The organism is Streptomyces sp. NPDC050164, assembly GCF_044459945.1.
In the GTDB taxonomy this organism is placed as follows: domain Bacteria; phylum Actinomycetota; class Actinomycetes; order Streptomycetales; family Streptomycetaceae; genus Streptomyces; species Streptomyces coeruleorubidus_A.
Genome location: NZ_JBITJK010000017.1, coordinates 92,737 through 106,015, shown reverse-complemented (window position 1 = coordinate 106,015; position 13,279 = coordinate 92,737). Strand labels below are relative to the sequence as shown.

Here is a 13,279-nt window from a genome sequence, read left to right as displayed (position 1 = left end):
CAGGCACCGGTCCCCGGTTCGGGTGGGCCGGACGCGCGCCGTCCCCGTCACGCACGCGCGCGCTGATAGCCGTGAGGCATGCGCGTCACCCCCCACCGCACCCGAACCCGTTCCCGTCGTCGGCGGACGTCCGCGGCGCTGCTCGCCTCGGCCGTCTCCGTCTGCCTCGTCGCCGCGAGCGCCCCCGCCGTCCCGCTCGGCGTCGGCGACCGCCTCTTCCCGTACCTGGGCAACCCCGGCTACGACGTCGCGTCGTACGACCTCTCCTTCACCTACCCCGGCAACAACAGCGAGCCGCTGCGGGCCGTGACCACCATCGACGCCTGGACCACCGCCGACCTGGACCGCGTCAACCTGGACTTCGCCCACGGCACGGTCCACTCGGTCGAGGTCGACGGCGACCCCGCCACCTTCAGCACCGCCGGCGAGGACCTGGTGATCACGCCCGAGGACTCGGTGGCGGACGGCAACTGGATGCGGATCACCGTGTGGCACACCAGTGACCCCGTGCCCGCCGAGGGCCGCGAGGGCGGCTGGGTGCGCACCGCGGACGGCCTCGCGATGGCCAACCAGGCCGACGCCGCGCACCTGGTGTTCCCGTGCAACGACCACCCCTCCGACAAGGCGATGTTCACCATCCGGGTCACCGCGCCCGACGGTCACACGGCCGTCGCCAACGGCCTGTCCGCCGGGGTGGACAAGTCCGGCGGGTCGACCACCTGGACGTACCACACCCAGCACCCCATGGCCACCGAGCTCGCCCAGGTCTCCATCGGCCGCTCCACCGTGCTGCACCGCACCGGCCCGCGCGGACTGCCCGTACGGGACGTCGTCCCGACCAGGCACCGCAAGGCGCTCGAACCCTGGCTGGAGAAGACCCCGGAGCAGATCGCCTGGCTGGAGAGCAAGGCAGGCCGCTACCCCTTCGAGACGTACGGCCTGCTCGTGGCCGACGCCTCCACCGGCTTCGAACTGGAGACCCAGACGCTCTCCCTCTTCGAGCGGGAGCTGTTCACCGAGCCCGTCTACCCCGCGTGGTACGTCGAGGCGATCATGGTCCACGAGCTGGCCCACCAGTGGTTCGGCAACAGCGTCGGCCCCCGCACCTGGTCCGACCTGTGGCTCAACGAAGGACACGCCACCTGGTACGAGGCGCTGTACGCCGAGGAGCGGGCCGGCAAGCCGATGCGGGACCGTATGAAGGCCGCGTACGGCGCCTCCGACCGCTGGCGCGCGGCCGGCGGCCCACCCGCCGCCCCGAAAGCCCCCGAGCCGGGCCGCAAGACCGGCATCTTCCGGCCCAACGTCTACGACGGGGCCGCGCTCGTCCTGTACGCCCTGCGCGAGGAGATCGGCCGCCCGGCCTTCGAGCGCCTGGAACGCGCCTGGGTCGGCCGGTACCAGGACGACACCGCGACGACGGAGGACTTCGTCCGGCTGGCCGCCGAGATCTCCGGGCGCGACCTGGACGGCTTCTTCCAGGGCTGGCTGTACGGGGAGAAGACCCCGCCGATGCCCGGGCACCCGGACTGGAAGCCGGCCGCACCAGCGAAACCTGCTCCACCCGCGAAGGCCGCCGCTCGATAACACGGTGACGAGACGCCCCGTGCCGTGCGACCATCTTCAGGTCGGCGCGGCACGAGCGCCGGGAATCTCCCGGAGTGCTCGCGCGTTATGCCGGGTGACGGAAAGCTCACAGCGCTCCGTCGCCGTAAACGGTTCCCCAGCTACGTAAGGATCCAATGACCTCCTCTTCTTCCCCTTCCCAGGACACCAAGAGCTTCGCGCACAGCCACCCCGAGGGTCTTCGGGCCGATGCCCTGATGGAAGAGGACGTCGCCTGGAGCCACGAGATCGACGGAGAGCGGGACGGCGACCAGTTCGACCGCTCCGAGCGCGCGGCTCTGCGCCGTGTGGCGGGCCTCTCCACCGAGCTCGAGGACGTCACCGAGGTCGAGTACCGCCAGCTCCGCCTGGAGCGGGTCGTGCTCGTCGGCGTCTGGACCACGGGAACCGTGCAGGACGCGGACAACTCCCTCGCGGAGCTCGCCGCCCTCGCGGAGACGGCCGGCGCGCTGGTGCTCGACGGTGTGATCCAGCGCCGCGACAAGCCCGACGCGGCCACCTACATCGGCTCCGGCAAGGCCGAGGAACTGCGCGACATCGTCCTCGAATCGGGCGCGGACACCGTCATCTGCGACGGTGAGCTCAGCCCCGGCCAGCTGATCCACCTCGAGGACGTCGTCAAGGTCAAGGTCATCGACCGTACGGCCCTGATCCTGGACATCTTCGCCCAGCACGCCAAGTCCCGAGAGGGCAAGGCGCAGGTCGCGCTCGCGCAGATGCAGTACATGCTGCCGAGGCTGCGCGGCTGGGGTCAGTCGCTGTCCCGGCAGATGGGCGGCGGCAAGGGCGGCGGCCTCGCCACCCGTGGTCCCGGTGAGACCAAGATCGAGACGGACCGGCGGCGGATCCGCGAGAAGATGGCGAAGATGCGCCGGGAGATCGCGGACATGAAGACCGGCCGCGAGATCAAGCGCCAGGAGCGCAAGCGCCACAAGGTGCCCTCGGTCGCCATCGCGGGCTACACCAACGCCGGCAAGTCCTCGCTGCTCAACCGTCTCACGGGCGCGGGCGTGCTGGTCGAGAACGCCCTGTTCGCGACCCTCGACCCGACCGTGCGCCGGGCCGAGACCCCGAGCGGACGGCTGTACACGCTGGCCGACACGGTCGGCTTTGTCCGCCACCTGCCCCACCACCTGGTCGAGGCGTTCCGCTCCACGATGGAGGAGGTCGGCGAGTCCGACCTGATCCTGCACGTGGTGGACGGTTCGCACCCGAACCCGGAGGAGCAGCTGGCCGCCGTACGCGAGGTGATCAGGGACGTCGGCGCCACCGGCGTACCCGAGATCGTCGTGATCAACAAGGCCGACGCGGCCGACCCGCTGACGCTCCAGCGGCTGCTGCGCGTCGAGAAACGGTCCATGGCCGTCTCGGCCCGCACCGGCCAGGGCATCGACGAGCTGCTCGCGCTCATCGACAACGAGCTGCCGCGCCCGTCGGTCGAGATCGAGGTGCTCGTGCCGTACACGCACGGCAAGCTCGTCGCCCGTGCTCACGACGAGGGCGAGATCCTCTCCGAGGAGCACACCCCGGAGGGCACCCTGCTCAAGGTGCGGGTGCACGAGGAACTGGCGGCGGAGCTCGCGCCGTACGTCCCGGCGCCGGCGCTCTGACGGTCGACCCTGATGTGAGAAGGCCCGCTCCTTGCGGACAGGGAGCGGGCCTTCAGCATGTCCCGGTCAGCGACCGCCGTACGTCTTGCTCATGTTCTGGTAGAGCGCCTCGGCATCGCGGCCCAGCTGCGGGCCGGCCAGCCAGCTGTTGTCGGCCGGGCCGATCGAGGTGTTGGACACCAGCACGGACTTGCCGTTCAGCACCCGGAACCAGCCGCCGCCCGACGAACCGCCGGTCATGGTGCAGCCGATGCGGTACATCGTCGGCAGGCTCGGGCTGAGCGAGAACCGGCCCGGGACGTCGACGCACTTGAACATCTTCAGGCCGTTGTAGGGCTGCGCCGCCGGGTAGCCCCAGGCGCCCACCTTGGCGGCCTCGGCCGCGGACGGCGCGGAGAAGTCCACGTCCAGCGCGGCACCGACCGTCTCCTCCAGGGACTTGGCACCCTGCTCGGGCTTCACGTGCAGCACGGCGTAGTCGTACGCGGCCCCGTCACCGCCGGTCTCCGAGCCGCCCTGGATCCACTGGTTCGAGGTCGAGGCCCAGTCCGCCCACCAGTTGCCGTACGGGGCGACCTCCGTCGGGTTCGCGTTGCTCAGCTCCGCCTCGGACTTGCCGAGGTCGTCGTAGGCCGGGACGAACACGAGGTTGCGGTACCAGCCGCCGTTGCCGCCGGCATGCACGCCGTGGCCCGCCGTCCACACCAGGTTGGACTTGCCCGGGTGGTTGACGTCCTTGATCACCGTGCCGGAGCAGACGGCCGGGCCGTCGGGGGAGTCGAAGAAGACCTTGCCGACCGGGGCGGCGTTCCGCTGGTACGGAGTCTTCTCGGCCTGCGCCCGGACGGGCGCCGGATCCGGGTCGCTGACGCCCTGGCCGGCCGACGCGTCCTTCGTCGTGACCGTCTGTCGGCCTCCTTCGCGGACTGCATCCGCTCCGGCTTCCACAGGCCCTCGATCACCGGATTGACGAAGTCCTTGGCGTCACTGAGCCACTTGTCCTTGTCCCAGTTCTTCCAGCCGCCGTCCTTCCACTGGTCGACGTCGATCCCGTGCTCCTTGAGCTTGCCCGCGAGGTCGGCCGGGATCTTGACCTTTCCGCCGGCGTCCGCAGCCTGCGAGGTCGTGGCGTCGGGCTTGTCGCTCGCCGAGTCCGCCGAACCTTCACAGGCGGTCGCGGTGAGCGCCAGAGCTGCGACGAGCCCGGTGGCGGCCAGCACGGTGCGCCGCACGCGCCTCGGTGCCGCGGGCGTACGTGTGGAACGCATGGTGCGATGACCCCCGTTGGTGCATGCCCCACCGCCGACGTGTTCAGCGGACTGTCACCGGCCCGCGAACTTCTCGCTGACCGAGTCGTACACGCCCTTGGCCACCTCGCCCAGGCGCGGACCGGCCAGCCAGCCCGACGTCACCGGGCCGATCGAGGTGTTGGACACCAGCGCCGGCTTGCCGTCCGAGCCCGTCGCGACCCAGCCGCCACCGGACGAACCGCCGGTCATCGTGCAGCCGATGCGGTACATCGTCGGGTCCGACGCGGTGACCGACAGTCGGCCCGGCTGGTCCTGGCACCGGTACAGCTTCTGCCCGTCGTACGGCGCCGCGGCCGGGTAGCCGATCGCCGTGACGCTCTTCAACTTCGGTACGGCGGGAGCCTTGAAGTCGACCGGCAGCGCCGAACCGACCGTCTCCTCCAGCGACTTGCCGCCGCTGCCCTTCTCCGGCGTCACATGGATGACCGCGAAGTCGTAGGGCGCGCCGTCCCCGCCCGTCGAGCCGCCCTGCTCGATCCACTGGTCCGAGGTCTGCGCCCAGTCGCCCCACCAGACGCCGTAGGGAGCGACGTCCTCCCTGGTGGCGTTCTCCAGTTCCGCGACCGGCTTGCCGTCGTCGTTGTACGACGGCACGAACGCGATGTTGCGGTACCAGCCGCCCTTCTTGCCCGCGTGCACGCAGTGGCCCGCCGTCCACACGAGGTTGGACTTGCCCGGGTGGGCCGGGTCCTTCACCACCGTCGCCGAGCAGACGGCCGAGCCCTTGGGGGAGTCGAAGAACACCTTCCCGGCCGTGGGCGCGCTTGCGTGGTACGACGGCGGCACGGCCTGCGCCTGGACCGGCTCGGGCGTGGCATCGGTCACGCCCTGGTCACCGGCGAGGTCGCTGTCGTCCACGCCCTGGTCGGACTCCTCGGCCTCCCGCATGCGGTCCGGGTCCCAGAGGCCCTCGATGATCGGGTTGATGTACTCGTTGGCCTCGCGCAGCCAGTCGTCCCGGTCCCAGTTCTTCCAGGCGCCGTTCTTCCACTTGTCGATGTCGATCCCGTGCTCGCGGAGCCGGTCCCTGATGTCGTCCGGGATCCTCAGCTTGCCGTCGTCGGAGGCGCCGGCCGACGCGGAGGCCTCACCGCCCGCCGCGGCGTCGCCCGACTCGCAGGCGGTGGCGGTCAGCGCGAGCGCCGAGGCGAGGGCAACGGCGGCCAGCACGGGGGAGTTCCTGCGGCGCGCCCTCTCCCCTCGGCTGGCGATGGACGACGGCCGTGTGGATCGCATGATGTGACTCCCCCTGATGTGGAACGAACATGGACGAACCGGTGCCTCGGCCTGGTTTCCGCCGACTCATGGGGAGTTCAGGCCGAGCTCACGGCGTCCGGGAACGGCACCACACACTATGCGGTGGCTGTGGGGGCGGCCCGACGGAACCGCAACAGTTCCGTCACGGAAAGGATCTTGAGGCAACCCGTAACCCGGTGGGCGGACCGGGGTTGGTAGCGGTGGGGGGCCTGCTGTCTGTGTGCGGTCCTCTGTCCCCGTGCCCAATGGGAGGTCAGGGAAGTCGTGGCGGAATCCACCCATGCGGGATCTGCGTCCGAGGAGGCCGCTGTGGGGCGTATGCCGGTGAGGGCCCTCCCAAGTGCCGTCGACGGCACGGCACCGGGAGCGCGCGCCGCGCAAGAGGGGATCCTGCGCCGCCAGTCCGCGCGCGAGTCCGCGGCCCGCACCTACGCCCGCGCCCTGCCGATCGTGCCGGTGCGGGCCCGGGGACTGACCATCGAAGGCGCGGACGGCCGCCGCTACCTGGACTGCCTCTCCGGCGCCGGCGCGCTCGCCCTCGGGCACAACCACCCGGTCGTCCTGGAAGCCATCCGCAAGGTCCTCGACTCCGGCGCGCCCCTCAACGTCCTCGACCTCGCCACACCCGTCAGGGACGCCTTCATCACCGAGCTTTTCCGCACCCTGCCCCCAGGGCTCGCCGACCGGGCCCGCGTGCGGTTCTGCGGACCGGCCGGCAGCGACGCCGTGGAGACCGCCTGCGAACTGGTGCGCGCGGCGACCGGCCGGACCGGCCTCATCGCGTTCACCGGCGCCTCCCACGCAAGGACGGCCGGGGCACTCGACGCGTCCGCCGGCGCCCACGACGTACGGGACGCCCGCCTGCCCTACCCGCAGGACTACCGCTGCCCCTTCGGCGTCGAGGGTGATCGCGGGACCGACCTCGCCGCCCGCTGGACCGAGTCCGTCCTCGACGACCCCGGGCCGGGCGCTGCGCTCCCCGCCGGGGTGATCGTCGAGCCCGTCCAGGGCGAGGGCGGGGTGATCCCCGCACCGGACGCCTGGCTGCGGCGCATGCGCCAGCTCACGGCCGACCGGTCCGTCCCGCTGATCGCCGACGAGATCCAGACGGGCGTCGGGCGGACCGGCGCCTTCTGGGCCGTGGAGCACAGCGGAGTGATCCCCGACGTGATGGTCCTGTCCAACGCCATCGGAGGCAGTCTGCCGCTGGCCGTCGTGGTCTACCGCGACGACCTCGACGCCCCGGAACCCGGCGCCCCCGCCGGCACCTTCCGCGGCAACCAACTCGCCATGGCCGCCGGCACGGCGACCCTCACCCACGTCCGGGAAAACCACCTCGCCGAACGCGCGGCGACCCTCGGGGCACGCATGCTGCGCCAACTCCAGGGGCTGTCGGGGGAGTTTCCGTGCGTGGGCGATGTGCGGGGGAGGGGGTTGATGATCGGGGTGGAATTCGTGGATCCGGAGGGGGCGGGCGGAGGAGCCGGGCGGGTGGTTGAGGCTGCGGGGGAGCCTGTCCCCGCCGCCCCCGAACTGGCGGCTGCGGTCCAGCGGGAGTGCCTGCGGCGCGGCCTCATCGTCGGCCTCGGCGGCCGTCATGCCAGCGTCGTCCGGCTGCTGCCGCCCCTGACGATCACCGACGAACAGGCGGCCGCCGTGCAGGACCGCTTGGCCGACGCTGTCCGGGCGGCGGCTCGCTGCCATGGGGGCGCCGCAGCAGAGCCGTACACGCCGTGAGCCTGTGTAGGGCCCCCGGCTCGCAGGCCCCGATCGCACGCCCCGGAACCACCCGACGAGGTACCTGTCTTGAACGCCATCTCCCAGCCCGACGACCACGCCACGACGCCGGGACGAGGCTCTGCTGAGGTCCGGGCCTTGGGGGTGTCGGCGAAGACCCCGGCGAACCCGATGGTCCCGGTGAACCCGGTGAACCCGGTGGTCCCGGTGAACCCGGTGGTCCCGGTGAACCCGGTGGTCCCGGCGAACCCGGCGGTCCCGGCGGCCCCCGGCCAGAGGCCTGAGGCGCAGCTCGCCGAGGTGCGGGGCGGTGAGGTGCGGGGCGGTGAGGTGAGGGAGGGCGAAGTGCGGAGCAGTGAGGTCAGGGCTGGGCGGGCCACCGTCGACCTCTTGGAGCGTCCCGAGCCGAACGCCGACGCCCGGGCAGCAGCCGTGGAGACACTGCTCCGCTGCTGGGTGCACGAGACCAACCAGCCCGCCCCCGCCGACGGCATCCTCCGCATCCCGCTTCCCGCCAGCGGCACGGCCCTGCTCGCCCCCGTCCGCTACTGGTCCCCGACGGGCTGGCACCGCTTCGGTCTCCCACGTCTGGCCGACGCTCCCGACGACGCCCCACCGGCCGACGCCGTCACGGTCGCCGCTCTGCTCTCCCGGGAGACGCCCGCAGACGGCCACGGCCACGGCCACGGTGACGGCGACGGTGACGGCGACAGTAACGGTGACGGTGTCGGACTCGTCGCGGGCGTTGCCGACTCCGTCCGCCGCGTCACCTCCTACCTCAGCGACCGCCGTGAACACCCGGTCGCTGGCCCCGACCTCTTCCTGGCCGCGGAACAGTCACTCCTCCTCGGACACCCCCTGCACCCAACCCCGAAGAGCCGCGAGGGTCTCTCCGAGGCCGAAGCACGGCTGTACTCGCCCGAGTTGCGCGGATCCTTCCCTCTGCACTGGATGGCTGTCGCCCCCTCCGTCCTCGCCACCGACTCCGCCTGGACCGAACGCGGCCGCCCTGTCGCCGCGGCCCGACTCACCGCACGCCTGGCCGGGACCGGCCTGCCGCTGCCGGAGGGATACGCGCTACTGCCCCTGCACCCCTGGCAGGCACGCGAGATCCGGCACCGCCCGGAGACCGCTGCCCTGCTCGACGGCGGACTGCTCCGCGACCTCGGCACCCATGGCACTCCCTGGCAACCCACCTCCTCCGTACGAACCGTCTACCAAACCGGTGCCCCCGCGATGCTCAAGCTGTCGCTGGGCCTGCGCATCACCAACTCCCGTCGCGAGAACCTCCGTAAGGAACTCCACCGCGGCGTCGAGGTCCACCGCCTGCTCCGCAGCGGACTCGCGCAGCAATGGCGGGCCGTGCATCCGTGTTTCGACATCGTTCGCGACCCGGCTTGGATCGCTGTCGATGCTTCCGGTGCCGGGGCCGGTGCCTCCGGTGGCTCCGATGTCTTCGATGGATCTGATGGATCCGGCAGCGTCCCGTTGCCAGGACTGGACGTGGTGATCCGCCACAACCCGTTCAGCCCCTCGGACGATGTCTCCTGCGTCGCCGGCCTCGTCTCGCCGCGTCCGTGCTCCCCTGCTCGGCCGGGAACCGCTCCCGACCGCCCGGAGATCCACGGCCCGGTCCTCCGGTCCCGGCTGGCCGAGGTCGTCACGCGTCTCGCCCGTGGGACCGGCCGGCCCTGCGGAGCCGTCGCCGCCGAGTGGTTCCTGCGCTACCTCGACCACGTCGTGCGTCCCGTCCTGTGGCTGGACGGTGAGGCCGGCATCGCCTTGGAGGCTCACCAGCAGAACACCCTGGTCCTGCTGGACGCCGACGGATGGCCCACGGGCGGCCGCTACCGGGACAACCAGGGCTACTACTTCCGCGAGTCCCGGCGCGCGGACCTCGACGCCCGGCTGCCCGGCATCGGAGAGCGGAGCGACACATTCGTCCGCGACGAGGTCACCGACGAGCGCTTCGCTTACTACCTGGCGGTCAACAACGTCCTCGGCCTCATCGGCGCGTTCGGCTCCCAGGGACTGGCCGACGAGCGGCTGCTGCTCGCCGCCTTCCGCCGTTTCCTCGGAAACGTCGCCTCCGGCCCGGCCCGGCTGCGCTCCTCGCTACCGACCCGGCTGCTGGACTCACCCGTCCTGCGCTGCAAGGCCAACCTGCTGACCCGGCTCCACGGCCTCGACGAACTCGTCGGCCCGGTCGACACCCAGTCCGTCTACGTCACCATCGCCAACCCCCTGCACCACTGATCACCCTGACCGCCCCAGACCACAGCCGACCTCCTTCATCCCTGAGGACACGCCTCACCCCCTTCTTGAGAGGAGCGTTTGGTGCCTTCCGCCGACCCGACCACCCACACCGGTACCGCTGTCCCCGCCACGGCCGACGTCAACGACACCGCGGCCGGCTCCAACGCCCGCTTCGATGCCGGTTCCGACGTCGACTCCAGCGCGCGAGCCGACGCGGACCCCGGTGCGGATTCGGGTGCCGCCTCCGGTGCCGATTCCGGTGCGAGCGGTCACGGCGAAGACACCATGGACCTACGGCTCCCGGACGAACTCCTCGCCCTCATCGCGGACGAGGTGTCCCACAGCCACGGAGCACGGCGGCCGGATCAGGACACGGCACAGCCCTCCGTCTCCATCGCCGCGACCCGTGAGGCCTCGGTCCTCTCGCTCCCCTCCGTTCGCCCGACGCAGGACGATCTCCTCGACCGCGTCGCAGAATGGGGCCCGACCGACACACCTCTGGGCGTCTTCCACCTCGTCCCCGTGCGCGTCGAACGTGATCTTCCGCTCATCAGCCGCTGGATGAACGACCCCGCAGCTGCGGCATTCTGGGAGCTGTCCGGACCCCAGAGCGTGACCGAGGACCACGTGCTGGCCCAGCTGGCCGGCGACGGACGCAGTGTGCCGTGCGTCGGCGTGCTGAGCGGAACGCCCATGAGCTACTGGGAGATCTACCGGGCGGACCTGGATCCGCTGGCCCGCCACTACCCCGCCCGGCCTCACGACACGGGGCTCCACCTGCTGGTCGGTGCTGTCGCCGACCGAGGGCGTGGTCTCGGCGGTCTGCTGCTCCGAGCCGTGGCCGATCTCGTATTCGCGCAGCGGCCTTCCTGCGCACGTGTCATCGCGGAACCCGACATTCGCAACACCCCCTCCATCGCCGCCTTTCTGACCGCCGGCTTCCGGTTCTCCGCCGAGGTCGACCTGCCCGACAAGCGAGCCGCCCTGATGGTCCGAGACCGAGCCTTTCGGCGTCTGCTGTAGCGCTGTGTCACCGCGCCATCACTCATTGAACGCGGAGCGTGCGGCCGCGGTTCCCACTCATGCCGCAGAGATTTTTGAGCCGCTCGTCGGCGCACGCGCACGGCCAGAGCGGACGGCCAGAGCGCATGGCCGCAGCGGACGCCCGGGGCCCGTTCCACCCCGCCCCGCCCAAAGTTCGCGCCAGCCTGCCCCGTCACCCTGCCCCGCCCACAGCACGCGCCGCCCTGCCCGTCCCGAACCGGTTGCGCCCCCCGGGACCCCGCCACCCATCCGCGCATCCGCCCATCCGCCCCACCCCCACCGAGGAGCCCAAGGTCTTGATCCCGTCCCCCGTCCCCGCCTTGATCACCCGTTTGTCAGTGCCGGGTCGTAGGGTGGTCGCGCTATGACGAAGCCCTCACTCCCCGAACTCCTGCATGCTGCCGTCACTGCCGTCGGCGGTACGGAGCGCCCCGGCCAGGTGGCCATGGCCGAAGCCGTCGCAGAAGCGATCGACAGCGGATCCCACCTGCTGGTCCAGGCCGGCACCGGCACCGGCAAGTCGCTGGGCTACCTGGTGCCCGCGCTCGCGCACGGGGAGCGTGTGGTCGTCGCGACCGCCACCCTGGCCCTTCAGCGCCAGCTGGTGGAGCGCGACCTTCCGAGAACTGTCGAGTCGCTGCACCCCCTGCTGCGCCGCCGCCCGGAGTTCGCGATGCTCAAGGGCCGGTCGAACTACCTGTGCCTGCACCGCCTGCACGAGGGTGTCCCGCAGGACGAGGAGGAGGGCCTCTTCGACCAGTTCGAGGCGGCCGCGCCCACCAGCAAGCTGGGCCAGGACCTGCTGCGGGTGCGCGACTGGGCCGACGAGACCGAGACCGGCGACCGCGACGACCTCACTCCCGGCATCTCGGACCGGGCCTGGGCCCAGGTGTCGGTGTCGTCGAGGGAGTGCCTGGGCGCCTCGAAGTGCGCCTATGGCGCGGAATGCTTCGCCGAGATGGCCCGCGAGCGCGCCAAGCTGTCCGAGGTCGTCGTCACCAATCACGCACTGCTCGCGATCGACGCCATCGAGGGCGCCCCGGTCCTTCCGCAACACGAGGTGCTGATCGTCGACGAGGCCCATGAGCTGGTCTCGCGCGTCACCGGAGTCGCCACCGGCGAGCTCACCCCCGGCCAGGTCAATCGCGCGGTGCGCCGGGCCGCGAAACTCGTCAACGAGAAGGCGGCGGACCAGCTCCAGACCGCCGCCGAGGGGTTTGAGCGGCTGATGGAGCTCGCGCTGCCGGGCCGCCTCGAGGAGATCCCCGAGGACCTCGGCTACGCCCTCATGGCACTGCGCGACGCGTGCCGCACCGTCATTTCCGCCATCGGCGCGACCCGCGACAAGTCCGTCCAGGACGAGGACGCGGTCCGCAAGCAGGCGCTGGCCTCCGTGGAGAACGTGCACGACGTGGCGGAGCGGATCACGAACGGCTCCGAGTGGGACGTCGTCTGGTACGAGCGCCATGACCGCTTCGGTGCCTCCCTGCGCGTCGCCCCCATGTCCGTCTCGGGACTGCTGCGGGAGAAGCTCTTCGCGGACCGCTCCGTGGTCCTGACGTCGGCGACCCTGAAGCTGGGCGGCGACTTCAACGGGGTCGGTGCTTCCCTAGGGCTCGCTCCGGAAGGGACCGAGGGCGATGACCTCCCGCAGTGGAAGGGCATCGACGTCGGCTCGCCCTTCGACTACCGCAAGCAGGGCATCCTGTACGTCGCGAAGCACCTGGCCCGTCCCGCGCGGGACGGCGACCGCGGGGACATGCTCGACGAGCTCACGGAGCTCATCCAGTCGGCGGGCGGCCGCACGCTGGGCCTGTTCTCCTCCATGCGGGGCGCGCAGGTGGCCGCCGAGGAACTGCGTTCCCGGATCCCGGAGTTCCCGATCCTCCTCCAGGGGGAGGAGACGCTCGGCGAGCTCATCAAGAACTTCGCGGCCGACCCTCGGACCTGCCTGTTCGGCACCCTGTCGCTGTGGCAGGGCGTGGACGTCCCCGGACCGAGCTGCCAACTGGTCGTCATGGACAAGATCCCGTTCCCGCGCCCCGACGACCCGCTGATGAGCGCCCGCCAGAAGGCCGTGGAGGACGCGGGCGGCAATGGTTTCATGGCGGTCGCCGCCACCCACGCCGCACTGCTCATGGCCCAGGGCGCCGGCCGCCTCGTACGGGCCTCGGGCGACCGCGGTGTGGTCGCCGTGCTGGACCAGCGTCTGGCGACGGCCCGGTACGGGGGTTATCTGAAGGCGTCACTGCCCGATTTCTGGTACACGACGGACCGTAACCAGGTGCGGAAGTCGCTGGCGGCGATCGACGCGGCGGCGAAGTAGGTAGAAGCCGACTGAGCCACGGGGGCCGGTCTGCGGCGACGGAGCCGCCGCGGGCCGACCCCGCCCCACGGGGCCGCCCCGGCCCCACGCGGCGGGTCCGGACAGCGCGTACC

At 71.5% G+C, this 13,279-nt stretch carries 7 protein-coding genes and 1 pseudogene; 6 read left to right on the top strand and 2 right to left on the bottom strand.

The annotated features are described in order from the left end of the window. Window positions 1–78 precede the first annotated feature (78 nt). Window positions 79–1,587 (top strand): M1 family metallopeptidase, encoded by a 1,509-nt coding sequence (locus ACIBNA_RS22990; RefSeq protein ID WP_399167004.1) that lies wholly within the window; start codon window positions 79–81, stop codon window positions 1,585–1,587. A 155-nt stretch (window positions 1,588–1,742) separates the two neighbouring features. Next, window positions 1,743–3,236, top strand: a complete 1,494-nt coding sequence (gene hflX, locus ACIBNA_RS22985; RefSeq protein ID WP_399167003.1) for a GTPase HflX — start codon at window positions 1,743–1,745, stop codon at window positions 3,234–3,236. 66 nt (window positions 3,237–3,302) lie between these two features. On the opposite strand, the pseudogene ACIBNA_RS22980 reads toward hflX, so the two are convergent. Both ACIBNA_RS22980 and ACIBNA_RS22975 read right to left on the bottom strand, forming a co-directional pair. Beyond that, window positions 3,303–4,504, bottom strand: a pseudogene (locus tag ACIBNA_RS22980) (trypsin-like serine peptidase). Between the two features lie 54 nt (window positions 4,505–4,558). Then, window positions 4,559–5,782: a trypsin-like serine peptidase gene (locus ACIBNA_RS22975; protein ID WP_399167002.1), complete on the bottom strand. Its 1,224-nt coding sequence runs from the start codon at window positions 5,780–5,782 to the stop codon at window positions 4,559–4,561. 339 nt (window positions 5,783–6,121) lie between these two features. Here ACIBNA_RS22975 and ACIBNA_RS22970 point away from each other — a divergent pair, with 339 nt between their 5' ends. The 4 genes from ACIBNA_RS22970 to ACIBNA_RS22955 all read left to right on the top strand — a co-directional run bounded on the left by ACIBNA_RS22970 (window position 6,122) and on the right by ACIBNA_RS22955 (window position 13,166). Beyond that, a complete protein-coding gene (locus tag ACIBNA_RS22970; RefSeq protein ID WP_399167048.1) occupies window positions 6,122–7,540 on the top strand; it encodes a diaminobutyrate--2-oxoglutarate transaminase family protein in 1,419 nt (472 codons plus the stop codon). A gap of 69 nt (window positions 7,541–7,609) precedes the next feature. Continuing rightward, window positions 7,610–9,796, top strand: a complete 2,187-nt coding sequence (locus tag ACIBNA_RS22965) for an IucA/IucC family protein (protein WP_399167001.1) — start codon at window positions 7,610–7,612, stop codon at window positions 9,794–9,796. 81 nt (window positions 9,797–9,877) lie between these two features. Continuing rightward, complete coding sequence (locus ACIBNA_RS22960) at window positions 9,878–10,819, top strand: GNAT family N-acetyltransferase (RefSeq protein WP_399167000.1); 942 nt, start codon at window positions 9,878–9,880, stop codon at window positions 10,817–10,819. Window positions 10,820–11,204: 385 nt separating this feature from the next. After that, window positions 11,205–13,166, top strand: coding sequence for an ATP-dependent DNA helicase (locus ACIBNA_RS22955; RefSeq protein WP_399166999.1), 1,962 nt, complete (start codon window positions 11,205–11,207; stop codon window positions 13,164–13,166). The last annotated feature ends 113 nt before the right edge of the window (window positions 13,167–13,279 follow it).